18 protein-coding genes are annotated in these 25,083 nt (G+C 59.2%); 6 read left to right on the forward strand and 12 right to left on the reverse strand.

The window, feature by feature from the left end; translation table 11 throughout:
- Positions 1-35: 35 nt before the first annotated feature.
- The 8 genes from HMPREF2999_RS02035 to HMPREF2999_RS02070 all read right to left on the reverse strand — a co-directional run bounded on the left by HMPREF2999_RS02035 (position 36) and on the right by HMPREF2999_RS02070 (position 10,020).
- Positions 36-962, reverse strand: a complete 927-nt coding sequence (locus tag HMPREF2999_RS02035; RefSeq protein WP_083315081.1) for a ComF family protein — start codon at positions 960-962, stop codon at positions 36-38.
- 40 nt (positions 963-1,002) lie between these two features.
- A complete protein-coding gene (locus tag HMPREF2999_RS02040) occupies positions 1,003-2,709 on the reverse strand; it encodes an LpqB family beta-propeller domain-containing protein (RefSeq protein ID WP_070676003.1) in 1,707 nt (568 codons plus the stop codon).
- A gap of 229 nt (positions 2,710-2,938) precedes the next feature.
- On the reverse strand, positions 2,939-4,690 hold the full coding sequence (gene mtrB, locus HMPREF2999_RS02045; protein WP_070676001.1) for an MtrAB system histidine kinase MtrB: 1,752 nt from the start codon (positions 4,688-4,690) through the stop codon (positions 2,939-2,941).
- Between the two features lie 34 nt (positions 4,691-4,724).
- On the reverse strand, positions 4,725-5,426 hold the full coding sequence (mtrA, locus tag HMPREF2999_RS02050) for an MtrAB system response regulator MtrA (protein WP_005505360.1): 702 nt from the start codon (positions 5,424-5,426) through the stop codon (positions 4,725-4,727).
- 55 nt (positions 5,427-5,481) lie between these two features.
- Entirely contained in the window at positions 5,482-6,786 is a 1,305-nt protein-coding gene (locus tag HMPREF2999_RS02055; protein ID WP_070675999.1) for a uroporphyrinogen decarboxylase/cobalamine-independent methonine synthase family protein, read from the reverse strand.
- A 67-nt stretch (positions 6,787-6,853) separates the two neighbouring features.
- Positions 6,854-7,252: a chorismate mutase gene (locus HMPREF2999_RS02060; RefSeq protein WP_070634482.1), complete on the reverse strand. Its 399-nt coding sequence runs from the start codon at positions 7,250-7,252 to the stop codon at positions 6,854-6,856.
- A 101-nt stretch (positions 7,253-7,353) separates the two neighbouring features.
- Positions 7,354-8,577, reverse strand: a complete 1,224-nt coding sequence (gene mnmA / locus HMPREF2999_RS02065) for a tRNA 2-thiouridine(34) synthase MnmA (RefSeq protein ID WP_070675997.1) — start codon at positions 8,575-8,577, stop codon at positions 7,354-7,356.
- A 195-nt stretch (positions 8,578-8,772) separates the two neighbouring features.
- Positions 8,773-10,020 carry a cysteine desulfurase family protein gene (locus HMPREF2999_RS02070; RefSeq protein WP_070675995.1) on the reverse strand — a complete coding sequence of 416 codons (1,248 nt, stop codon included), beginning with the start codon at positions 10,018-10,020 and terminating at the stop codon, positions 8,773-8,775.
- 159 nt (positions 10,021-10,179) lie between these two features.
- Between HMPREF2999_RS02070 and HMPREF2999_RS02075 the strand changes: the two genes are divergently transcribed.
- Both HMPREF2999_RS02075 and HMPREF2999_RS02080 read left to right on the forward strand, forming a co-directional pair.
- A complete protein-coding gene (locus HMPREF2999_RS02075; RefSeq protein WP_070675993.1) occupies positions 10,180-10,647 on the forward strand; it encodes a tRNA (cytidine(34)-2'-O)-methyltransferase in 468 nt (155 codons plus the stop codon).
- Between the two features lies 1 nt (position 10,648).
- Positions 10,649-11,296: a uracil-DNA glycosylase family protein gene (locus HMPREF2999_RS02080; RefSeq protein ID WP_070675991.1), complete on the forward strand. Its 648-nt coding sequence runs from the start codon at positions 10,649-10,651 to the stop codon at positions 11,294-11,296.
- A gap of 193 nt (positions 11,297-11,489) precedes the next feature.
- On the opposite strand, the gene HMPREF2999_RS02085 is transcribed toward HMPREF2999_RS02080, so the two are convergent.
- Complete coding sequence (locus HMPREF2999_RS02085) at positions 11,490-12,818, reverse strand: S1C family serine protease (RefSeq protein WP_070675989.1); 1,329 nt, start codon at positions 12,816-12,818, stop codon at positions 11,490-11,492.
- Between the two features lie 375 nt (positions 12,819-13,193).
- On the opposite strand from HMPREF2999_RS02085, the gene HMPREF2999_RS09460 reads away from it, so the two are divergent.
- The 4 genes from HMPREF2999_RS09460 (at position 13,194) to HMPREF2999_RS02100 (ending at position 19,423) form a co-directional block, all read left to right on the forward strand.
- Positions 13,194-13,361, forward strand: coding sequence for a hypothetical protein (locus tag HMPREF2999_RS09460; protein WP_168165990.1), 168 nt, complete (start codon positions 13,194-13,196; stop codon positions 13,359-13,361).
- Positions 13,362-13,664: 303 nt separating this feature from the next.
- Positions 13,665-16,055 (forward strand): non-ribosomal peptide synthetase subunit, encoded by a 2,391-nt coding sequence (locus HMPREF2999_RS02090; RefSeq protein WP_070675987.1) that lies wholly within the window; start codon positions 13,665-13,667, stop codon positions 16,053-16,055.
- A 268-nt stretch (positions 16,056-16,323) separates the two neighbouring features.
- Positions 16,324-18,393 carry a TPM domain-containing protein gene (locus HMPREF2999_RS02095; RefSeq protein WP_070675985.1) on the forward strand — a complete coding sequence of 690 codons (2,070 nt, stop codon included), beginning with the start codon at positions 16,324-16,326 and terminating at the stop codon, positions 18,391-18,393.
- Positions 18,394-18,658: 265 nt separating this feature from the next.
- On the forward strand, positions 18,659-19,423 hold the full coding sequence (locus tag HMPREF2999_RS02100) for a PspA/IM30 family protein (protein WP_070675984.1): 765 nt from the start codon (positions 18,659-18,661) through the stop codon (positions 19,421-19,423).
- Positions 19,424-19,544: 121 nt separating this feature from the next.
- Here HMPREF2999_RS02100 and HMPREF2999_RS02105 read toward each other — a convergent pair whose 3' ends face one another.
- The 3 genes from HMPREF2999_RS02105 to HMPREF2999_RS02115 form a co-directional block, all read right to left on the reverse strand.
- A complete protein-coding gene (locus HMPREF2999_RS02105; RefSeq protein WP_070675982.1) occupies positions 19,545-21,974 on the reverse strand; it encodes an S-layer homology domain-containing protein in 2,430 nt (809 codons plus the stop codon).
- A 1,475-nt stretch (positions 21,975-23,449) separates the two neighbouring features.
- On the reverse strand, positions 23,450-24,082 hold the full coding sequence (locus HMPREF2999_RS02110; protein WP_314684801.1) for a site-specific integrase: 633 nt from the start codon (positions 24,080-24,082) through the stop codon (positions 23,450-23,452).
- A gap of 324 nt (positions 24,083-24,406) precedes the next feature.
- Positions 24,407-25,000: a protoglobin domain-containing protein gene (locus HMPREF2999_RS02115; protein ID WP_005505324.1), complete on the reverse strand. Its 594-nt coding sequence runs from the start codon at positions 24,998-25,000 to the stop codon at positions 24,407-24,409.
- Positions 25,001-25,083: the final 83 nt, after the last annotated feature.

Raw genomic sequence — 25,083 nt, forward strand, 5'->3', positions numbered from 1 at the left:
AATCGTGTATCTCTTGCAACTAACTACAAGAAACGCTATGTCTGAGCCTTTTTCGGTACCGCCGCCACAGCACACACGCCCAGCACCCGCGAACCGGATTCCTGCAGCACACGCACCATCTCAGAGGCGGTCGCACCGGTGGTCACCACATCATCACAAATAATGCTCACCCGATCCGCGCACAGGGCAGGCTCCATAACGCGTAAGGCACCGTGCATCCGCTCGGCACGACCCACAGCGCCCAAGCTCTTCTGCTCATTCTTTGCCTCAGAAGCACCGAGGAGAGAAGCACCCACACGAGAAGATAAGGAGGCGCCGCTCCCCCGCCGACTGCGAGGCGCATACCCGATGACGTCCACGGCACGCACTCGTACTGAGGCGGGCAGACGCTGATTGAGCTGACGCGCCGCCTCCTGCACCAAAAGATTCGCTGGCGCATAGCCGCGGCGGCGCACGCTCTGCGCGGAGGACGGTGCTGGAACCAGCAGAACCTCAACCGGTGCGGCGGAGGTGCCCACAGAAGAGATAGAAGACCCCGGGGCGCTCTGAAGCTCAACCCGATGCGCCCGAAGAAGCTCGTACACGCTACGCGCCAAACCCTCACCCAGCAGGGGCAGCAAATCAGTGCGACCAGCGTTCTTCAACGCCAACAGGGCACGCGGCATCATCCCTTCATACCGGGATGCCGCACGCACCTCAGGAACCACCGCGCCATCAAGAGGCTGCAGAACCTGCACTCGCTCCACACGCGCCAACGCCGAATGCAGCTGCGGCAGGCATTGTTCACACAGCGGTGAGCCGGCACCGTACGCCACCGGCACAGCACAGCACGGGCAAGTACGCGGCATCAGCACCTCACCCAAAGCCCCGCTGGCACTCTTGAGAGCGCCCGCAAGCCCGGTCAGAGACTTGCTCCAGGACCCATTCACGGGCTCGTTCAAACCACGCTGTACCGAACTCACCGAAAGCAACCTTTCCGTGCGCCGCACCCCGCCACAGGGGCTAACCGGCGTAACTAATCTCGTGCAGGGTCGTGTCCAGGCGGATCCAGCCGCGCTCCTCCATCAGGTAGCACGAACCGTCAGAACGGTGAGCAATAATATTCGACGTATTATCCGCCGTCGAAATGGTCATCACACCATCCAGACGGTCCAGCTTCGTCTCTTCACCGCTGAGGGAAATCACCTCAGACTCACCATTCTTCACGTTCACCACCACGACGCTCTGGTCGCCAGCCCAACGGGCATTACGCGGAGTCACAGAAGAACTCAGACGCACCATCTCCGTCAGACGCAGAGGCTTGCCAGCATCATCACGCACAATGCCGGAAATAATCACAGCCGACGCACCCTCAGTAGACGCCACAATCGCCATGCGTGCACCATCGTGAGAAACATTCACGCTCGTAAAACTCAAATTACGCTGCCAGGACAAACCAATATCCACACCGCGCTCACGCTCGGTTGCATCCTCAGAATCGGGCTTGAAAGCACGCACAACACCCTCACCATCAGCAGCCCACACCCAGCCGTACGCATCAAAGCTGGGAGCAGTCAGCGCGGTACTCTGCCACACGCGGCGGGCAGTACCCTGATACACCGTGTACAGGCTCGCAGCATCATTCGCCAAGCAGGCGTAAACATCCGCCGAATAGCCCATCGCCGGGGAACTCAACTGGCTCACGCCACGCAGAAGCAACTGCTCCCCCGCATTGCTCATATAGTCATCACGCGCCACCATCTGGCCGTTCGAATTAATAGCAACCGTGCGGGCAGGAACACCCGGGTTCAGCTTCACCGCAGAAAAGCCGCTCGGCGCGTTCTCAGAAATCAGAGTGCCGTTATAGAAAACCTCAGTCTTACCCAGACCCGAGAAGTTCTCCAAGCCATGCATAATCTGCTCACGCACACGCGCCAAACGGTTATCGTCCAGGTGCGCACCCGAGAGGCGAACCAGCACATCCTGGTTATCGCTCATATTAGCGGTCTCAAGGTTCATCGACTCATTCAATGCCGAGAACGCGACATCCTTCAGGTAGGATGCAGGACCAATCATGAGGGTACGCACCAGCAGCTCAAAGTAGCGGTCCGTATGCGGGAACCAGCGGATATCAGGCACAGCATAACGGAACGCACGATCATAGAAATACAGGCGGCACGGGCTAAACACGCGCTCAAACTCAGCGCTATCCAGCCACAAACCATCCGGGCACGAGTTAATGCGCCATTGGTTATCCTCCATGATCACCGTAAAATCCTGAGTCTCAGTCTGAGCCTCAGGGAAGGTGCTCGTAATACCCTGACTATTCACAGTCGCCGTCTGCTGGAAACGCACATGGTACATCCCCTCAGCAGTTCCGCTATCGTCACTACGAGGCTGCACCGTATTACGGTACACACGAGTCGTACCCATAGGATTCCAACGGCCCGCAAAAGAAGAACTCAAATACTGGCGCGCCACCGCATAATTCTCAATGCTATCCACACCAGCACGCACGAAGCCCTCAATAATCGCCTCGGGAGTAGCACCCGCCAGCGGTCCCGGCGCACGCGCCGGAGAAGTATTAACGCTCTTCACGTCCAGACCACTGCTGTGCTGAGTCACTCGGTCGTTCGAAGGAAGACCCGCGCAAGAGCTCATCAGCGTCGCCAAAGACACCGCGCACCAAGACAACGCGGCGCGTCGAGAAACAATAGCCCTGTGAGACATGGAGGTCTTAACCTTCCTCTACGAACAAAGACAAACAATCACCAGCTACCACTGCAGGCCATCGCAGCGCGGCGAAAGAATCAACACAGCGAAATAGCAACACCGTGAAAATATATCTGCATTGATTGTACTGGGTAAACAGTGCAAATACGCAAGGATAAGTGCAAATACAACCGCACCGACCCCAATCCCCCCGTTTCATGACAGGGACCAGGGCCCCACGCCTCTTCTAGAGGTCGCCCCCAGCAGCCGTACGAGGAGCGATATTGGGCAGCGTATCCTTAGCCGGCGCCGAACGATGCGAGCTTGACTCAGGCTCACCCGTCACCAAAACCGGCGACTCACCCAACGGAGCGCCATGAACCAAGGGCAGGTTCACCGTGAAGCAAGCACCGCGGCCCTTCTCGCCCCACGCCTCAATCGTGCCACCGTGCAGACGCACATCCTCAGCAGCAATCGACAGACCCAGACCCGTACCGCCCAGGGTACGCTTACGCGAAGTATCAGCACGCCAGAAACGGTTGAACACCTGAACGGCTTCATCCTCAGACAAGCCGATACCGTGGTCGCGCACCGCAATACCCAGATTCGTGGCGTTTGCATCCACGTACACGTCAATCGGTCGGGATTCGCCGTGCTCAATCGCGTTGTACAGCAAGTTACGGAGCACACGCTCAATACGTATACGGTCCATATCCACCATGATGCTCTCATGGCTCGTATGCACGTTCAGCTTCGTATGCGTACGTTCCAGATGAGGCAGAGCCTCCTGCAAAATATTCGAGAGAACACGGATGAAGTCTTCCGTGTCAATGGTCAGCATTGCGCTACCAGCATCGAAGCGCGAAATCTCGAGCAGATCAGAAAGCATTGACTGGAAACGGTCCACCTGCTCATGCAGAAGCTCCACGCTACGGACCTGCATCGGGTTCATATTCTCACGCGAATCGTACAGCAGCTCAGTACCCAAACGCACCGTCGACAGCGGAGTGCGCAACTCATGAGAAACGTCAGATACGAAGCGCTGCTGCAAAGTCGACAGGCGCTCCAGCTGAACAATTTTCTCCTGCAGCGAGTCAGCCATCAGGTTGAAGGAATAGCCCAGACGCGCCGCCTGATGCTCACCGTGTACAGACACACGCTGATCCAGGTCGCCAGCAGCCAGCTTCTCCGCCGTAATAGCGGTCTGCGTAATCGGGCGGACCACAAAACGAGTCACAATCCACACCACAGAAAGCACCACAGTAAGCAGTGCACAGAAACCACCAAAAAGAACAAAGTTAATATGCGCAATCGTGGCGGAAGAATCCGTCATATCGTACACAAGGAACAAACCGTAATTAGGGTTCTGAGAAATAGAAATATGTGTACCAACGATAAGCACCGGATAGGTGCGCTCACGATTATTTTCGACAGTAGTCACCGTAGACGTCTGCCAGAAAATACCGTCCTTATCACGAACAGTTTTTTTAAAATCATTCGGAATACTCGAAGAATTCAAAGAATTATTACTGCTCTGCTCAGGAATAAAACCCTGCTTACCTTGACCTTCCAAAGGCACAAGAATCCAATTGCGCTTACCCGAGCTACCCGCGTCCAAGACGGTCAGGGTACGGCTCACATTACGACGAATCTCGCTGTCACTACGGGCTTCAGAGGAGTCCAGCACGCTCTGAACGTTGCGGAAACCACTCTCTGATTCCGCCAACGCCTGGCTCTTCTGATTCTCAAAAAGACTCGATGCAATCTGGCTCGACAAGGACCAACCCACCATCAAGAAGCTCAGGAACATCATGATGCCCGCGGTTCCCAGAGCACGGAACTGCAGAGATTCCTTCCACAGACGCTGAGCGCGCTGCATCAGGTTCCTACGCTGCTTCTGTGCCTTACGCGGCTTGGAAGTGCGGGTACGCGAAGAGGCGGAGGCTACCGCCTCCGCCGTCAAAGCGCCGTGCTCATGGCTCGACTTCGCAACAGACAATCAGGTTATCCCTTCGCCTATGAATAGGTTCCGATTAGCTACCGGAAGATCCCACCAGCTCGGTCGGAATCTTATAGCCAACGCCACGGACCGTCTGGATAAAACGATCCGCACCCAGCTCATCAAACTTAGCGCGCAAACGCTGGACGTGCACGTTTACCAGCGAATCGCTCACATCAGTGTAACCCCAGACCATGTCCAGCAGTTCCTGACGACTCAACGCCTGACCCGGGTGACGAACCAGCGCGGCCAACAGGTCAAACTCCAGAGGAGTCATTGGAACCTCAGTGCTGTGGTACTTGACGGTACGACCGTCCATATCCATGACAATATCGCCAATGGACACCACCAGCTGACGGCTCTCACGCGGACGCAAACGGGTACGAATACGCGCCAACAATTCAGCGTGCTTAAAAGGCTTAGCAATGTAATCATCAGCGCCAGCTTCAAGACCCTTAACAACATCTTCAGTGTCGCTTTTAGCGGTCAACATAATAATCGGCACATTAGAAGAACGGCGAATTTGCTGGCACACTTCAATACCGTTCATGCCAGGAAGCATCAAATCCAAAAGCACCAAATCGGGAGTGGAGCGCATAAAAGTTTCAAAAGCGCGGCTGCCATTTTCGCAGAAAACAGCGTTAAAGCCCTCTTGCGCGAGCACGAGGCCAATCATTTCCGCCAGAGCATCATCGTCATCAACCACCAAAATGGTGTGTGCGTCGCTTGCGCTCACAGTACCTCCCTAAAGAATTGTCGTAAATACTTACATAAAAATGCTGATTATCTAATCATACCGCGCACTCAGCCAATGCACGGGCACACTCTGTCACCCGAGCCAGCGAAGCCGTGGCATCCAGCATACTTACCGCGGCTGAAGTCATCCCAGCAGGCACGGAACCGCTCTGAATACGCTCATCAGGCATCAAACCCACCGCACTCAACTGCGTCGGATCAAGACCAACCTCACGCCACAGGCTGTACAGGCGGCGCACCTGATCAGGAACCCGTGCAGAAGTCACCACCGGCAGCCACAGCTGAGCCTGAGCCTCCAAAAGTTGCGCCACAGGTTCCCAGGAACGAGGGTCGCTCAGCGGCGGAACCTGCAGCGTGCCCGGCCCCTTGAGGCGGGCACGATCAGGATGCAACAGCAAAGCGCAAGGAGCGCCGTCCTCAACACGCATCGCCTTCACAAGAGCCAACGCGTCAAGGGTGGGGCGGGGCTGGCTCAGCAGCTTCAGCTCCTGCACAGGCTTGAGCGCGGTGCCATCCACGTCCAGGATGAGCTGCAGATTCAGCTCGGCGAAACGCTCCGAGATACGGCGGTACACCTGCTGATAGTAGTGAGGTTGCAATGCCGACAGGGAGCGGATTCCACTCACCGTAGGGATGGACCCCTCCATCAGACGCTGAAACTCCGACTCATCCAGCTGCACGGCAATCAGCGCCCGCGGAGCTTGCAGAGCCTCGCGCAGAGAATCCATCCAGCGTTCCAGGCCTTCCAGGAACGACTCCAGCAAGTCACGGCTCGCCCCTGCATCACTGATGGCGCGCTCGCCGCCGGGCAGGTAGATGCTGGCGGCAAGAGTCAGCGGACCGACCAGCTGAATCTTATACGCCGGGGCGGTATCCTGCCCTGAACCGAAACGTTTCTTCTGCGAGCCCACACGGTCAGCGAGAAGATTGATATCCGAAAGCAGACGGTCCTGCGCCAAGGCAGACTCGCGTGCTCCCCTGCCACCGCTATGCACCATGCGCCAACCAAACGAGGCACCGTCAAAGGCAAGTCCCTCGCACACCGCCAGGGTGCGTGCCAGAGGAGTACTCCGCCAGCCCAGCGCCGGCAGATGCGGCAAGAACGGCAGGTGCGGGGCACCCAGCTCCCCTTCCACTCGAGACATTGCTTCGCCCAAATCATCGCCGGGAAAATCGCCCAGACCGCTGGCGCGCACCAGCGGACGCTCCGTAGCGAGCGCGGCAAGGTCTTGGTCGGTCAGTTCGTCCCCTTCGGGGGCGCGGTACTCACCGGGCAGTAGTAGGCGCTCCGGCACCGGTTCGGTGCGTACGGCATAGCGGTTGGAAGAATGAGCGAGCATAGGAATGTGTCCTGAGAGGTCAGATGGCGTACAGGTTCAAACGCAATGACGCGAAAGTAGCGCGGTACTAGCCTTCGGACTTCTCGGCTTCAGTTGCCTCGCCGTCCTGCTCAGCCTGCTCGTTTGCGATGCGCACGTGGTGGCGAATCACCTCAGAAATAATGAAGTTCAGGAACTTCTCCGCGAATTCCGGGTCGAGGCTGGATTCCTTCGCCATGGCACGCAGGCGAGCAATCTGCGCCTCTTCACGGCCGGGATCGCCAGCGGGCAGGTTGTGCTTAGCCTTCAGGATGCCCACGCGCTTGGTCGCCTGAAAACGCTCCGCGAGGATGTGCACCAGCGCTGCATCGAAGTTGTCGATGGAGCGGCGCATGGCGAAGAGCTCCTCGTAGACCTCCGGTGCGACTTCATCGCCCATGGAGGTGGCGTGGGGGTCAAATTCGCAGGAAGTGTTTTCGGCAGTCATCGGTTTCTCCTCGGATCGGTTGTGGTCTTCTATGCGGTGCGCCCAAGCAGGATGTTGCGGCAACGGTTGGCAATAGCGGGGTGAGCGGCTACTTGGTGCGGCTATTCGGCGCTGGTAGAGGCGCCAGCAGACAGGGTTTCCTGAATGTCTTCGCGGTCCAGCGAGTAGGCGCGGGCGATCGTGGACTGGCCCAGCACGCGGGTGTCCTGGTAGAGCACCATGGTCTGTCCCGGTGCCACGCCGGAGAGCGGATCCAGGAGGCGCACTACGGTTTCCAGACGCAGTGCGCCTTCTTCTTCAGCTTCGGGGTCGGGTGCCCAGGTCATGTATGCCTTGGCGCGGACCGGGTCGGCGTGCGCGCGGACCTGTGCGGTCACCTCGAACTCTTCACTGCGGGCGCCGGCCTGCGCGGGCTCTTCCAGGAAGCGTGCCGCCTGCTCCACGGGTACGCCCGCCCAGGTGGCGCGGATACCGCGGATTTCGTGCACGGCAAGCAGTTCGCGGGAGCCGACGATGACTTCATTTTCCTTGGGGCGCACCTCCAGCACGAAGCGGGGTTTGCCGTCGGCGGCGGGGCGGCCCAGTGCCAGGCCCTTGCGCTGGCCTACGGTGTATGCCTGCGCGCCGGGGTGCTCGCCGAGTACCTCGCCGTGGGTGTCTTTGATGAGGCCGGGGCGCATTGTGATGTGGTCGCCCAGCCAGGCACGGGTATCACCTTCGGGGATGAAGCAGATGTCGTAGGAGTCGGGCTTCTTCGCCACGGAGAAGCCGCGCTCTGCCGCCTCCGCACGCACCTGTGCCTTGGAGGGGGTATCCGCCAGGGGGAACCAGGCGTGCTTGAGCTGTTCGTGGGTGAGCACGCCGAGCACGTAGGACTGGTCCTTGGCCCAGTCGGCGGCGCGGTGCAGTTCGCGGTTGCCGTCTTCGGTGGTGATGACGCGGGCGTAGTGGCCGGTCACCACGGCGTCGAAGCCGAGCGCGAGGGCGCGTTCGAGTAGCGCGGCGAACTTAATCTTTTCGTTGCAGCGCATGCAGGGGTTGGGGGTTCGTCCGGCTTCGTATTCGGAGATGAAGTCGTCGACGACGTCTTCCTTGAAGCGTTCGGAGAAATCCCAGACGAAGAAGGGGATACCCAGCTGGGAGCAGACGCGGCGGGCGTCCATGGAGTCTTCGAGGGTGCAGCAGCCGCGGGAGCCGGTGCGTAGGGTGCCGGGCATGCGGGATAGGGCGAGGTGAACGCCGACTACTTCGTGTCCTGCTTCTACGGCGCGGGCTGCGGCGACTGCGGAGTCAACGCCGCCACTCATAGCTGCAAGAATTTTCACTGCCTATCCTTCTGTTCTGTTGAGCTTCTAGGAACGTTCGGAGCGTGCCCTGTGTGCGGGCGGACTTTCCGTTACTGTAGCTACCCATTGTACGCAGGGGCTCGGCGGGATATTGGACAGTGCACCCTCAGCCAGCCCTCAGCGAACGCTGAGATTGCAGGCTGAGGGCGGTTCGGTATCTTCTCGTCTGGGTTTCTAGTGCCAGCGGGAGGCGTCGGGCAGCTGCGAGGATAGCCCCGCCTTTGCTGCCTGTTCGTAGGCGGCGGGTAGTGCCGCGATGAGGCGTGCAATATCGGCTCCGGTGGTGGAGTGGCCGAGGGTGAATCGCTGGGCGCTGCGGGCGGTGTCTTCGTCCATGCCCATTGCCATAAGCACGTGGGAGGGGCGGGTCACCCCGGCGTTGCAGGCGGAGCCGGTGGAGCTACTAATGCCCTGCATGTCCAGAAGGAAAAGCAGGGTATCACCTTCGGCGTTTTCGAAGGTGAAGTGGGCGTTGCCGGGCAGTCGCTTCTGGCCGGGGTATTCTTCGGTGAGCGGGTTTTCGCCGCTCAGGTGCGCCTGAGGGATGAGCGCGCTAATTGCCGCAATGAGTTCGTTGCGTAGCGCGGCGATGCGGGCGGATTCCTCGGGGAGGTTCTCGACCGAGTGCACGGCGGCCTCTGCGAAACCTGCGATGGCGGGCGCATCGATGGTGCCGGAGCGTACGGAGCGTTCCTGACCGCCTCCGTGAAGCACGGGGGTCAGCTGCACGGCGCGGGTTGCAACCAGCGCGCCGATACCCATGGGTCCACCGATTTTGTGACCGGAGATTGCGAGGGTCGCTACCCTGCTGGCGTGAAAATCAATGGGCACCGCACCGAACGCCTGCACCGCATCCGAGTGCACGGGAATACCGTATTCGGCGGCGATAGCAGCGATCTCGGGGATGGGCTGTACGGTACCGACCTCGTTGTTCGCCCACATGACGGTCACGAGAGCGACGTCTTCGGGGTTCTTTTCGATGAGTTCGCGGACGGTCTGCGGGTTGACGCTACCGTGCTCGTCTACGGGGATCCATTCGAGCTGCGCGCCTTCTGCCTTTTCGAGCCATTCGCAAGTTTCTTCCACGGCGTGGTGCTCAATGGAGGAGACGAGAATTCGGGTGCGCTGCGAGTCTTCTTCGCGGCGCTTCCAGTAGATGCCCTTGACCGCGAGGTTGTCCGCCTCGGTGCCGCCGGAGGTGAAAATAACCTCGGCGGGGTCCGCTCCAACAGCGCGGGCGATGCGTTCGCGGGCGTATTCGACGGTGGCGCGGGCGTCGCGTCCTACGGCGTGCAGGGAGGAGGGGTTACCGCCGTTGCGCATCTGTTCGACCATGGCGTCGATGGCGGCGGGCAGTACGTCGGTGGTGGCGGCGTGGTCGAGGTAGACGCGGCCGTTCTGACGGTTGGTTTCTGCGCTCATGGTTCCTCCTGCTGGGTTGTTCGGCGGTTTTTCGCCTCGCTTATTTTATCGCGCTCTATCCGCGCTCTTCTAGGCGTGTTCATCTGCGGCTGGGTTGGCGAGCGCTACTGCCCCGGGACGCTCAATGCTGGTCGGGGGCTGGGCGGTACACTTAGGAACGTGTTCAAGATTCTTTTCTATACCCCTGAGATTCCGGGCAATACCGGCAATGCTATCCGTTTGGCGGCGATTACTGGCGCTGAGCTGCACCTGGTGAAGCCGCTGGGTTTTAACTTTGATGATGCGCATCTGCGCCGCGCGGGTCTGGATTATCACGATCTGGCGGTAGTGACAGTGCATGAGACCCTTGAAGATGCGTGGCAGGCTTTGGCTCCGGAGCGTGTTTTTGCGTTCACGACGACTGCTTCGACGTCGTATGCGGATATTAAGTACCGTCCCGGTGACGTGTTCATGTTTGGTCCGGAGTCGGTGGGTCTGCCCGCTGAGGTTCAGCAGGACCCGCACGTGACCGAACGCGTGAAGATCCCGATGAAGCCGGGCCGCCGTTCGCTGAACCTGGCTAATTCTGCGTCCATTGCGATTTTTGAGGCGTGGCGTCAGAACGGTTTTGAGGGAGGCGCCATCTAGCATGGCTGCAGCACACCATAATCTGCCGGGGCCTCTGGTTCAGCAGATTCTGGAGACGCGCCCTCCCCTGGCTGAGCAGATTCGTTTGGATTCGCAGAATAGGGAGTTCACGGAGCAGGGTTGGGAGCCGGTTTATTCGGCGTCCCCAAAGGCGCGCATTGTGGTGATTGGTCAGGCGCCTGGGCGTGCCGCGCAGGAGAGCCGTATCCCGTGGAATGACCCGAGCGGCGTGAAGTTGCGCGAATGGATGGGCGTGACGGCTGAGCAGTTCTATGACCCCGACCTGATTTCGCTGTTGCCGATGGATTTCTATTACCCGGGTAAGGGCGCGCACGGCGATAACCCGCCGCGTAAGGATTTCGCACCGAAGTGGCATCCGCAGCTTCTGGAGCTCATGCCGAACGTTCAGCTGATTCTGCTGGTGGGGGCTTACTCTCAGAAGCACTATCTGGATGGTGTGCACGCCCCTAAGGCGCAGAAGAACCTGACGGAGACGGTTCGTGCGTGGGAGTCTTATCTTCCTAAGTTTCTGCCACTGGTGCATCCTTCGCCGCTGAATTTTAGGTGGCAGGCGAAGAACCCGTGGTTCGAGCAGGATGTTGTCCCGGCTTTGCGGAAGCGCGTGGGTGAGGTTCTCGAGGGCCTCTAATTCTCCCCTAATCTGCAACGCCAATACAGTTTGCTGTGCTAACGAAAGAAAGCTCCCACCCCGCGTATGGGGTGGGAGCTTTCTTTCGTTACACCATGTGGCACTCTTTTGAAGTTAGAGTTACTGAACGGTAGAGCCGGCTGAGCGAGTGTTTCCCAACCGCGTTTCTACCTGTTCAGAGGCAGAGTGCGTTTTACCTCTGGCTGTCGGCGTCGCCCAGGGTCACGGTGATGTCATGGGTGGAGGAGCCGCGCTTGACCTTCAGCTTCAGATCGGAGCCTGCCGCTGCGGCACGTACGGTACCGTTGAGCTCTTCGCTCTTGGTCACGGCGTGACCGTCGGCTTCAATCACCACGTCGCCGGATCGCAGGCCTGCCTTCGCGGCGGGGCTGTTAGATTCTACCGAGGCAATTTCAACGCCACCGGGGATGAGCTTGGACGAGCCTGAACCGGTGTCTGCGGGGCTGTTCTTTACGCTCGCGCCCAGGTAGCCGTGGGTTGCCTTACCCTTGGCGATGATCTCGGAGGAGATGCGCTTGGCGTAATTGGAGGTAATGGAGAACGCCATACCGTCGGCGGTGCCGCCGTCCTGGCTTGCCTGACCCTGCGCGTTAATGCCGACCAGTTCGCCCTTGAGGTTCACCAGCGGGCCACCGGAGTTACCGTGGTTGATGGGCACATCAACCTGAATCATGGGGATGTAGTTCTGACCCTTCGCGTCAGCGGGCTGCACGCGGTTGACGTTCGAGACTACGCCGGCGGTCACCGATTCGCTACGACGATACGGCGCGCCGAGGGCAACCACTGCCTCGCCGGAGACCAGCTTGGAGGAGTCGCCCCAGGTGATGGGTTGCAGGTCCAGGCCGGAGGGGTTAATCTTCAGGACCGCCAGGTCAGCGGCAGAGTCTAGGCCCACCACGGTTGCGGTGCGCACGGTGCCGTCGCTCAGGCGAACCTCAATGGTGGATGCTTCTCTGGAAGATTCGAGGGTGACCACGTGGTGGTTGGTGAGGATGTGGCCGTCCTTGTCGAGGACGACACCGCTACCGCCGCCGGAGGTGGAACCGCTTGAGGCCATGATGGTCACGGTGGAGGGCAGGACCTTCTTCGCGGTTTCTGCTACGCCTGCCACGGTGGAAGAGTTGCTGATATTGGAGCTGACGGAACCACGGGAGGAGGTGCTGGTGGAGCTGTTATTCGATGCTGCGATGCCGCCTCCGACACCCGCGCCAACGCCACCGCCAACGAGGGCGGCGAGCAGAGCTGCGGTGAGCACAACGCCGGCACCGTAACGCTTGTTGTTATTGGTGTTCTGGGGTGCAGACTGCGCCGAAGCTACCTGAGCAGCGGCTGCCTGGGGGTAGGTGTATCCGGGAGAGGCGTATGCCTGTGGATATGCGTTCTGACCCTGCTGCTGGTTTGCGGGCTGGTAGCTTGCCTGTCCGTTCACGTTCTGCAGGGGACGGGTTGCATCCGTGACGCCGTCATTGCCGCCGTAGGACCATCCATTGTTTTGAGTCATGAGTTCTCCTAGAGTCGTGCGTATGCGTCACCCTGGGCACACGCTATCTTTCTACTGTAGATGGTGTTTCATTGCGTTCTATATCTTTTTGCTGTTGGTTATCGGGGAGTTCCCTGGGAATTTTCCTCGCGCCCTTTCATCGGCAGCTGATGAGCCGGTCTTGAGGCACCCGGCGATTTGCCCGGCAGCTAGTTTATTTTGGAGCTTTGTTCGCTACTCACTCTCAGGTTTCTCTTTTAAAGCGCCCAGTTTTTCTCCACGGTTTACACAGCATGACGCTTCTTGGTACACAGCTTGAACACAGGGTTGCTCCGTAATGTTGAAGGCACATAGAACCGAGAACAAAGGCAAAGGACAAAAGCAAAGGAGAAACCCATGATGATCGGAACCCTGATTTTCTGTGCGATCTTGGCAAGCTCCATCGGTATTGGTGCGGGTATAGTGACGTGTTGCTCGGGAATGGTGTACCGCCGTCATCGTGCGGAAAAGGCCTCCGAGCTGGCTCAGCAGATGGCTACCCAGGCACTGACTGCCGGTAGGTAGCGTATAGAGTTTGATAGTTTTCCGGGGCGGGAGATGAGAGCCCTGCACCGGGAGGGGCGAGAATCCCCAGTATGTCCCGAAGGGTCGGTGTGAGGACCGGCCCGGGTGTGATAATGAGTTGAGTGATGATTGATGCGGCGTGAGCCCCTACATGAGGGCGCACGCCGCATCGTCTTTTAACTGTGAGGCGGATGCTGGAAGCACTGGCGGAGAGCACCCGGTACCCCGGCTACTTCCCTTTTAGTATGCGGTAAGGCAACGGCGTTGCGAGCACCCGGGATTTAGCTGGGTTATGGTGAAGTCATGAGGATTATTTCTGCTGTTTTCGCTCTTGTTGGCGCGCTGCCGGTCATGCCTGCGGCGGTGGCGTCTTCTTTGGACGGCGCAACACGCCTGTATGCGTTGCTTATATTTGTTCTGATCTGCGCGGCGGTAGCGTTTTTCGCGTCGTTGAGCCCTTCGCGCCGTCGTGCGCGTGAGATTAGGCGGCAGGTATTGCAACAGCAGCAGAACCAGGCGATGAATCAGCAGGTACCGCCCCCGCAGACACCACCTCAGCAGGTTCCCCCGCAGCAAGGGCCTTCACAGCAAGTACCCCCTCAGCAGGTACAGGGCGCGGTGAGCTACCCGATGCACTACCAGCCGAAGCCAGCGCAGCCGGGTAATAGTGCTCAGCAGGATCAGCAGGTTCAGGTGCACTCGCCTCCGCCCCCTCAGCAGCCGTTGGCTGCACCGTCCCCGCTGGAGCCGATGCAGGCCGGTGGTGTCTCCGGTTCTTCAGCGCAGAACCATTCAGCACAGAACCACTCGGCGCAAAGCCATTCAGCAGAAACCCAGGAGCGGCAGAGCATGCCCCAGAACACCCCGGCACAGCCTGAAGAGCGCCCGCAGCAGGAGACCGCCCAGCAGGCTCCCGAGAGTAACCCGGCGCCCTCCGACCATTTCTCTTTGAGCACCAACTTCAAGCTCATTCCCCCTCTAGAGAATGCACAGCGCAGCCGCTACCCCATGGTGCTTTCTGCCAGTACATCAGAGGATGAGGTCTTTGCACTGCCGTCGATTAGCGGTGTGCCGCAGCATCTGCTGGTAGGCACGCAGGAGAATCATGTTCCGCTGAATCAGCGTCCGCGCCGGCAGCAGATCGATATTCTTGAGAACTATCTCATGCGTGCGGTCATGAACCTGCAGACGCTGGAGCGTGCGCAGGTTTCTCCGTTGCACAGCTTCAAGGAGACTGCCCAGGCTGACCGCACGGTGCTTGCAGCCGAGCTGGAAGAGACCATCCGGGTATCTCGGCTGAAGCTGAGCGGGGCGCTGGAGTTCTATACGTCCCTGCCTCGTCTGGAGGATACCCCGGGCTCTTTCGCTTTTGCCCGTGACCACGCGCTCTCTTTGAGCGCCGCCGTCATTAGCCTGACCGAGGAGTGCTTTGAGCGTACCTTCCGTTGGCGCCTGCTGGAGGATAGCCTCCCGGATTCTTTGAGCGACCGTCTCTACGCGGTGCGTTATCTGCGTGAGAGTGCCCAGAAGCTGGCGGCTTTTGTGGAACTGAGTGAATTTGATCGCGCCATGCAACTTGCCGAGACCTGGAAGAAGACTGCCCGCAAGGATTCGAATATCGATAAGGCCAAGGTCTGGAATGAGATGACCGAAGTCGCCTTTGACGTTCTGCCCAAGTTGCGAGAGCGGGCGTTGAAGGGCGTGCAGTCCACGCTGGAGTTTAGCGAACTTTTCTACCGCACTGGCGAGGACGGTACACACCGTATGCTCCGCCCCGAACAGCTAAGCGAGTTTGAGCTCAAGGGCGTGCAGTCCACGCTGGAGGAGCGCTTGGAGAAGGTGCGTCTTGAGCTTCAGGATGCGGAGTTCTGCGCTGCTGTTTTGAGCTTGCAGGCGCGCTCTGTCATTGAGCTCCTGGAGGAGCTTCTGCAGGTTGAGCAGGACGGCGTTCTGGCGGAGGTCGTGACCGATTTACGGGCGCTTGCTCATGACTCGCCCGACCTTGCCGAGCAGTCTATCCAGACGTTGATGTTCAGCCGCGAACAGTACGCCCCGGATGGGGAGGATCTGCCGACCATTGGCGAGCGCATCCGTTCCCTCTCGAGTGTTCCCGAGGTTCTGGCGTTCGTTCACTACGAGGGACCGGTGCTTCTGGTGGGCGTTTCGGATCCGTATAAGGCGTTTTCCGGGGAGGGTGCCGAGGGTCTGCTGTCGGAGGAGGAGAGACTATCTTCCATGCCGCTGTCGGTGTTGCGCACCCATTCGCGGCTTCTACGGCAGGTGCTTCGCCTGCAGAATCTACGTTTGAAGCTGGCGTGGGTGAGTAGCTGTAGCGGTTACATGCCTTTGAGCCTGGTCGAGCGGTATTACGTCGGCCCCTCTGCCGCAGATGAGGATTTGAAGGAGCTGACCGAAAATATTGAGGCGCTCGCTGAGCTTCTGGACGCCCGTTCTAACTCCCAGGTGTATAGGGGCCGTGGCGTGCCGACTACGCCCTTTTTGTGGTCGCAGATGCGGAAGCAGGCAGATCGCAGTTCTAGGTTGCTGAATCATGTGCAGTTCTTAGGCTGGATGTTCGCCTCGTCTTCGCGGGTTCAGGTGGTGAACGGCATAGCACAGAGTATCCATGATGTTGATGCCGCGGAGGTAGTAGGTCACCTGATGAGCAATCTGAAGATTGCGCGCCGGCGCTAATCACTGAATAGCCGGTGAGCCGGGGTCTAGCATGAGCCTAGACCCTGGCTTTCTTATATACCGGCTTTCCTGTATACCAGCTTTCCTGTATAAAGCCTGGGAAGTCGGTAAACGGTCGGCAAACAGCGGCGCAATATTCTCGTATCTGTGCGTCTGTGTGGCTGTGCCACAGCTACACTAATAATGTGACCAGCACTAAGGTGTGCGATGAACAAGCACGCCGTGAAGTGCAGGTCCGTTCATACTTCACGACAACGGAGGAAAGACCATGACCGAGCACGCCTTTGCGCGTCAGATTCGTCCCGCACGCCCTCGCCTGCGCACTATCTTGGGCGCCACAGTGCTGGCGGCAGGTCTTTCTTGTGCCCCGGTGGTTCTGCCGGCTGGTTCTGCATTTTTGAGCACCTCGGCGCAGGCTGCTGACCCGATGCAGATTACGGGCACCACCGTGTACGATTCCACGAAATCTTTGGGTGATACCGCTACCCTGAAGTCTAAGATTTCTGCTCTGTCGAAGAAGCACAACGTGGATTTGCACGTGGTGGTCATCGATAAGTTTGAGAACCCGTCTACTTCTTCGAGCTGGACGAAGGCGCTTGCTACGAAGAACAATTGGGGTTCTGCCGATGTGGTGCTGGTGATTGCTACCGAGTCTCGCCAGGCGTATTTCTTGGCGGGTAGCACGAAGACCCTGTCGAGTGACCAGCAGACCAAGGTGTACCAGAACTACATTAAACCGAAGCTGCAGAATAGTGACTATTCGGGTGCGGCACTGGCCGCGGTTGAGGGTATCGAGGCCCAGAAGGGCGGTAGCTCTTCGGGTGTTGTAACCGGTGTGCTCGGTGTGGGTGCTGCGGCGACCGTGGGTGCTGGCGGTTACGCGATGTACCGCCGCCGCAAGAAGAAGAACGCTCAGCAGCAGCCTCAGCGTTCCTACGGTGCGCCTCGTAACTACTCCCCCATTCCGGAGGTTCCGCTGGAGGAGCTGCGCACCCGCGCCGGTAGCGCCCTGCTGCAGGCTGATACGACGATGAGCCACGCAAAGCAGGAACTGGATTTTGCGCGCGCACAGTACAGCGATCAGCAGGTTGCTGAGTTCGCTCAGGAGATTGCGCGTGCTGAGGATCTGATGCGTAAGTCCTTCCAGCGTCAGCAGCTTCTGACCGATAGCATCCCGGATACTGAGGCTGAGCAGCGTGCCTGGTTGACTGAGATTATTGATAACTCTCAGGAAGTCACCCGCATTGCTCAGGAGCAGGACGCTAAGCTGGCTCAGTTGCGCAACCTGGAGCAGGAGGCACCGCAGGCTATTGAGGCTCTGGCTCAGCGTCTGCCGCAGCTGCGTGCCTCGGTGGAGGAGATTGCCGCCCAGTACCGCGCGTTGAAGGAACGTTACCTGCCCAGCGCGCTGGAGCCCATTTCGAAGACTCCTACCCTGTTGGAGTCGAACATGGTGCTGTGTGCTGCGGAGGTTGAGAAGGCTCAGGCGACCGTCGCGACCGCTCGTTCGGAGGCGGTTGCTCACCTGCGCACCGCTGAGGAAGCCGCCTCGCAGATTCAGGCGCTGGGTGCGGCAGTCAATACCCGCGCGCAGGAGCTGGAGCAGGCTCAGCTGGGTCTGAGCACCGACCTGCTGAGCATTCAGCGTGACGTGGCTGAGGCGAAGAGCCTGGCTGCATCTCAGCGTCGCGATGATTTGGGTGCGGTCGCAGCCGGTATGGAGGCGGTGCTCAACCAGGTCAACCAGAGCGCTTCGGCTCGCCCGAATGACCCGCTGACTCTGGCGAACCAGCTGCGTCAGCTTTCCGCCGAGCTGGATAAGGCAATGACGAATATGCGTGCTACCCGCGAGCGTTCTCGTGCGGCTTCGCAGAACCTGGATCGTACGATGCGTTCTGCCTACGCTGCGGTGAACGGTGCGCGTAGCTACATCAATAACCGCCGTGCTGCGGTGGGCCCGATGACCCTGACCGCTGTTTCTGAGGCGGAGCGTCACCTGGGTCAGGCTCAGCGTCTGGCTTCTTCGGACCCGCTGAACGCCATGAAGGAAGCCAACATGGCAATCCAGAAGGCGACCGACGCGCAGAACCGAGCTCAGAGCGAGGTCGGCAACTACTACAACAACCAGAACAACCGAGGCGGCGGCAGCTTCGGCGGTGACCTGGCGAAGGGCCTGCTGCTGGGCGCTCTGATGACCGCGATGAACTCTGGCACCAGTAGCTGGGGTAGCAGCGGCGGCCACAGCAGTGGCGGTAGTAGCGGTGGCAGCTGGGGCGGCGGCTTCAGCGGCGGTGGCGGCGATTGGGGTAGCGGCGGCGGTGACGGCGGTAGCTTCTAACCGCCTCCGATGCTACCGATTCTGTCGGTCGATTTCTGTAGGTTTTTCTACAGTCTGACCGGCGGGGTGGATAGCTTACCTCACCGCTTTCTTCCCCAGTCGGAAAACACCTGAGGTAATTTACCAAAAGTTTAGGTTGCAGAAATCAGGCGTGCATCATTTTCACAGCATGCACCCAGAAATCTGCCACATAATTAGTTATACGGGCACGGCTCACGAGGAGCGTAGTGCTCCCCCGCAGCCCGTGAACAGAAAGTAGGAGATTATGGCTAAGCAGACCATCTTCGGCCGTATTGCACAGCTCGCTAAGGCAAACATCAACGCTCTGATTGATGCAGCTGAGGACCCGGAGAAGATGCTGGACCAGATGGTTCGTGACTACACCAACAACATCCGCGAGGCGGAGGCTGCAGTAGCACAGACCATCGGCAACCTGCGTCTGCTCGAGAAGGACCACGCTGAGGACGTCAAGACCGCTCAGGAGTGGGGCACCAAGGCTCTGGCAGCTTCTAACAAGGCTGATGAGTTCCGCGCAGCTGGCGACGTTGCCAACGCTGACAAGTTCGATAACCTCGCGAAGATCGCTCTGAACAAGCAGCTGCTGGCTGAGAAGGCTGCGCAGGCTGTTGAGCCTCAGCTGACTTCTCAGACTCAGGTTGTCAACCAGCTCAAGGACGGCCTGGAGAAGATGCGCTCCAAGCTTGAAGAGGTCAAGTACAAGCGCGATGAGCTGACCGCACGTCAGAAGACTGCAGCAGCTCAGACCCAGGTGAACGACGCTCTGAAGGCGTTCGACGTTCTGGACCCGACCAGCGAGATGAGCCGCTTCGAAGAGAAGGTTCGCCGCGAAGAGGCACGCGTCATCGGTCAGCAGGAGCTGGCAGCTTCCTCCCTGGACGCACAGTTCAACACCCTGGACCAGATGGAGCGCGACACCGAGCTGGACGCTCGCCTGGCTGCTCTGAAGGCAAAGAACGCTCCGGCAGCTCCGGCTCCCCTGGCTGTGGAATCCCCCACCCAGACCCTCTAAGCCTAGGATCTTCTAAGCTTGGTCTAGCGTATAGCTTCTTGAGCTAAACCTATAGAAAGAACCGCCCCGTTCCTGAATTTCAGGAGCGGGGCGGATCTTTATGCGTTAGGGGCCATGCGCCTTAGTTAGCGTAGATGTACAGGTAACCAGCCATAGCGGAGCGGGTGACCGCGTCCGAAGAGGTGGAGCCGGTACCGATACCGTTGGAGGCGGCCCATGCCAGAGCCTGGGACGCGTAGCCGCCCTGAGCCTGTGCCGGGGAGCCGGCCGCACGGTACATGAACTCAGCCATGGTGGACTCGGTGACGGCCTCCAGGGGGCGGAAGTCGCTACCGCTGATGCCCTGCTGGCTCAGCCAGAAAATCTCCTTGTACGCGGGGTGGTTGACCGGAACATCGCTGAACGGCGAAACAGCCGGTGCGTTCACGGCGGGGCGACCAGCCACGCGGTACAGGTAGGTGGCCAGCTGCGCACGGTTGACCGATGCGTTCGGGCGGAAGGTGCCGTCCGCGAAGCCGAGCATGATGCGGTGATCAGAGTTCCAGCTGATCTCGTTGTAGTTCGGGTTCGAGTCGGACAGGTCGCTGTAGCCCAGTGCGGGGGTCTTACCGGCGAAGTCCAGGGAGGATGCCAGGATGTGTGGCAGGTCGTAGTCGTGGTGGCTGAAGCCGTCAATCAGCTTCACGCGGGCGTCGGAGAAGCCAGCGCCCAGGTATGCGTTGTAGCCGGACTCGACTGCGCCTCGTGCGCTCCAGGTGACGGGGTTGGTGTTACCGGAGGTGTCATTAGCGCCAACCCACCAGTACATCGGGGATGCCTTGGTGGTTGCGTCAGCGTCCACGGAGCCGTCCGAGTCACCGCCTGCAACCATGATGGAGCCGCCGCCGTTACGCCATGCGGTGTTGTGGTCGGTCAGCTCGTAGGTGATGAACTCAGCGCCACCGGAGTAGCCCATGGTCCATACCTGGGATGCGTCCAGGTTGTTCTCGCTCACGAAGGACTTCGCGAAGGAGCGGAAGAACTCACCGTTGGTGTTCATGTCTTCCCACCAGGTGATGCCGTCACCGGATGCGTTGGTGTCCGGGGAGATAACCGGTACGAAGACCATGTTGCGGGCGTTAGCGATCTTGCCCATCGCCGCGAGCATGCCCTCGTCGGGGGTGTAGACTTTGGACTCGTCACGCTGCCAGTAGTCACCGTCGAAGTAGAAGACCACGCCAACGGGCTTGGAGTAGTCCAGGTTGTTCGCGTACACGTGGTACTGGGAGGTGGTGCCCGCCGGGGAGGTGTAGCTCTGGTAGGTTGCGGAGCTCATGGTGCGGGCACGCTGAGTGTTCTGCTTCTGCTCAGACTTCTGTTCGCTCTTCTGATCAGCCTTCTGCTCGACCTTGGGAGCGGCGGTTGCCTTACCCTTGGTGAGCGAGTTACTCAGAATCTCGGAGAAGTTGTAGTCGAAGTGGCCCGAGCCGTTCAGAACGGTCGCGGAAGCGTTGGTGTAGCCGGCGTTGCGGTATGCGTTGTAGCCGCCCTCAACGGCGCCTCGTGCGCTCCAGGTCTGCGGGTAGGTCTCACCGGTACCGTCGTTCGAGTTTGCGTACCAGAACATGGGCTGGGACTTCAGCGCAGCCGAGGGGGTGCCCTCGTCCAGGCCGCCGCCAGCGACCATAATGGAGCCGCCGCCATTGCGCCAGGTCTGGGGCTTAGTGTTCAGCTCGTAGGTGATGAACTCGGCGCCACCGGAGTAGCCCATGGTCCACACGTTGGAGGAATCCACGCCGTTAGCCGCGATGAAGGAGGAAGCAAAGGAGCGGAAGAACTCGCCGTTACGGTCCATGTTTTCCCACCAGGTCACGCCAGCATCGTAACGGTTGGTATCCGGGGAGATGACGGGCACGAACAGCATGTTCTGTGCCGCAGCGGATGCAGCCATCTGAGCCAGTTCACCGGAGGGGTCGTAGACCTTGGACTGGTCGTTGCGCCAGTAGTCACCATCGAAGTAGAAGACCACGCCAACGGGCTTGGAGAAGTCCACACCCTCAGCGTAGACGTGGTACTGCGAGGTGATACCCGCCGGGGAGGTGTAGGACAGGAAAGTCTGGTTGGTGCGGGTTGCCGCCACACCGGATGCCGCCTGGGTAGCCTGTGCAGTCTGCGCGGGCTGAGCGGCGGGGGTCTGGGCAACCTGTGCCAGGGTGGGCTGAGCGGATGCCTGAGCCGCCTGTGCGGACTGGAAGGTAGCCGAGGGGGTTGCCTGCTGAGTTGCCTGAGCGGTGTAGGTCTTCTGGATGGGCTGAACCGCGGTCGTTGCGGGAGCCTGCTGAGTCTGCTTTGCCTGTTCTGCCTGCTGGCGGATCTGCACAGCAACCTGCGAGAGGGTGGGCTGCACGGTGGAGGTGAACAGGGACTTCGGGGCCTGGGTAGCTGCGCCGGGGATGTCCTGAACGACGGGTGCGAATGCGGAAGCGGGTGCTACCAGGGTGCTACCGAGCACGGAGGGTACAGCGATGACTGCGAGAGAGCCAGCCTTAACAGTGCGGGGGCGAAGTGCCATGGGTTGTCCTCGTTGTTGGTGTTTCGTGGGGCGCGGACGCCCGAGAGTGGTTGAGTGATAGGTGGTCTATAGGTGAGAAGCCTATAGGCGGTCGGCCTGCGAATGTGATGCCGCATGGAGCAAGTCCAGTAACCGTCCCGTGTGTGTTGCGGGGACGTCCTCATGTGATGGAGGGCTGCAGTATTCATTTCGGAGAGCTACGCGGCGGACCGCGGTGACCACGTACTCAAAGCTACCAGGTCAAAAAGCCTTTTCCAGCGGTTTTTTGGGGCTATTTTTGGGTATCGAACAAGATTCAATCTTAACAAGAGCTTTTTCTAAGCTTCTAGTTTAACTTGAATCACCCTCAAGTAGAGGTTGAATGGGCTATTTTTCCTTGATTTTCCGGGGTTTTTGAGCGTTTTTTGAAAGAGTTTCAAAAAACTCTACAATTAACTTGAATGTTTCGTATGTGATTACAATCACTTTCAGAGTGAATTGTTGCACTCGAAGCCCAATTTTTGCCAAAAACCGCGGAATTCCGGGGCAAAACGGGTGATTTCCAAGCCCGGAATATAGGCACCTTTCGCATATTCCACTTTGAGAATGCACTTTGAGGCAAAAACAGCCCCCTCGCCACTCCCCCACCCAGGCATCCTATCGGACCCCTCATCACGCTCTTGAGACCCGCCCCAGAGCCCCCTTCAGGACCCCTTTCAGATCCCCTTTCAAGGAGCTCAAAAGCAGCGTCTCAAGAAGGCGTAACCACCCTCCAGCAACCGCTCGGAAGTGACTCCACCACCCCCATGGGCACACCCGCTTGAAGCCCCGATAGACGGACTGAGGAATACCTCGAAAGACGCATCGGGAGACGTTCCGAAACCAGTCCAGGGTACTTTCACGACGGTTCTATGAAATTCCGTGAGGAGGTTTCAAGAGGGGTTTCGAGAGGCCGAAAGATCCACCTCAAGCACCCCGGAAGGGGCAGCAGGCTGCCCCCCCCCATCAGTCTCCCCGAAGCACCGCCCCGACAAGGTTCAGAAGACCCCCTCCGCAGATTACAGAAGGCAGGAGATACGGAGAGGCAGGAGATATAAAGAAAGCCGCCCAGCAGGCGGCAGAAAGGTAGCACAAGAAGAAGAAAAGTAGGCGGCAAATGAAGACAGGTCGCCGACAGGAAAGGTGCAGGAAGGTGGCGAAAGAAGGCAGACCGGCGGTCGGAAGGTGACGGGAGGACAGCAGAAGGAGACAGGTCGGCGGGAGCGCGGGTTTTGGGGAATAAAAAAACTCCCGATAGCTAAAAGCTATCGGGAGCTATCCGTTGCGGGGACAGGATTTGAACCTGCGACCTCCGGGGTCTGCATCTCTTTTTAATGAAACAGTGAGATACAGCCAAGTAATCGTTGATATTGTGCGGTAACCGTCCCCTTATCCTTCCCTAAAGATACTTGAAGTTACCGGCATATCCTCACGAAAGATAGGGAATAAGGTAGGGACTACCTTTCCTCCCTACGCCGTGCTCGGGCTGCCTCGTACAGCGTTGTGAGGTCTGACAGGTCTGAGTATGCCTGTGCGTTCACATCGACCGAGTGGCCGAGCGTTCGAGCACGCAGTAGCGCGTCTACGTCCGTGCGGTACATGGTGTTGAGGGTGGTTCTCCAGACGTGGGTGCGGTGGGTCTCCAGCAGAGGCACTCCGCAGTCGCGAGCCAGATCCTTGTAGAACGCCTTGAGAGCCTTCTGAGCGTTGTATCTGTCCCACTCGGTGTCTGGGTTGAGCGGTGCGCCCACAACGTAGGCTCCACCGACTTCATCTCGTCTACGGGTAAGGTGCTCATAGACCGCAGGCTCGACGAGAGCCGCGACGCGGGTGGTGCCTGTCTTGGCGTTTTCAGCCCGAATAATGCACGCTGGGCGGTTTTGGTCGTCGGTGATGATGTCGTCCCACATGAGAGTTCTTGCTTCGCTTACGCGCAGCCCTGTGGCCATTTGGAGCAGGGTTAGGTCGATGCAGCAGCGGTGGACGGCAACGCGGTCCTCTAGCGTGTACCTGCCTCGTTTGGGTGGTACTAGTGTGGGTGACCAGGTATTGGTCGGGGGTTGTGGGTAGAGGTCGAGGTCCTTGATGATGAGCGGACTTCTACCACCGCGATCTTCAAAGGACCTCCTGTTGACTTCTTACCGTGACGGATCATGGGGCAGCCACACACAGAGCACGATGCAGTATTCACAGGAACGAGGCAAACACGACCAACTGAAAGAGTGACTTTCCCGCACCAGAAAGCCGAAAAGTCACCCAACCAGCAACACGTAGTGTCCTATAACCCAGAAAGAAAGCTCTCCCTGGAAGCCACTGAGGCTTCCAGGGAGAGCAGTCAGAGAGTGCGAAAGACGAATACACCGCTATCAAGCGTGAGGCGGCCGATGGGGGAGTCGTAGGTGGCGAGCGCCGGATCAGAATTGCTCGGGGTGATCGCGGTAGGCATACGCCCACACTGTCACGGCGACAGTCACAGCGCGAGTCCACGCGTCACGGACAGCGTCCAGTTCTGCGCCCTCGAAGCCCTCCGCCAGGAGACGGTGCCCGACCTCCACAGTCGGCGCGATGAAGGCGAGCACGTAGCGCAGAGGCACGAATGGCGTCGAGTCCGCCCCATCCGCCGCGTTCTTCGCCGCGGTCATGTGTCGAGCTCCGATCAGGTACTGGTAGTCCAACCACGCCTGATCCCGCTCGCGCGTGCACATGTCGATGATCCACTGGGCGAATCGGGGCTTTGACGCCTGCGCGTACTCGGGGTTCGGCTGTCCATCCGGATGCGCGGAATGTGCTGCCAGGTAGGTCTTTTGAGCCAAAATCCCGCGCCACGTGTCGACCATTTCCATGGCATGCGGCGCCAGGATGGGTTCTGCTCGCGCGAGCAGCTCTGCGTCACCGGGCTGGACGTGCGCGGCGGCCTCAATCTGGCGTAGATCCTCGAGTGTGAGCGGAGACGTGGGGACGGCATCGGTGCCGTAGGTGTACCCCGACGAGTGATCGTAAGCGGTCATGCGAACCTCCTTGAACTTATGCGTCAATTGTAGAACGTGCTCTTGCTCAGGTCAAGTCCTGTGGAGTGGTGTAATCGTTTTGT

Origin of the sequence: Rothia sp. HMSC066H02 (assembly GCF_001814995.1) — a bacterium.
Lineage (GTDB): Bacteria > Actinomycetota > Actinomycetes > Actinomycetales > Micrococcaceae > Rothia > Rothia mucilaginosa.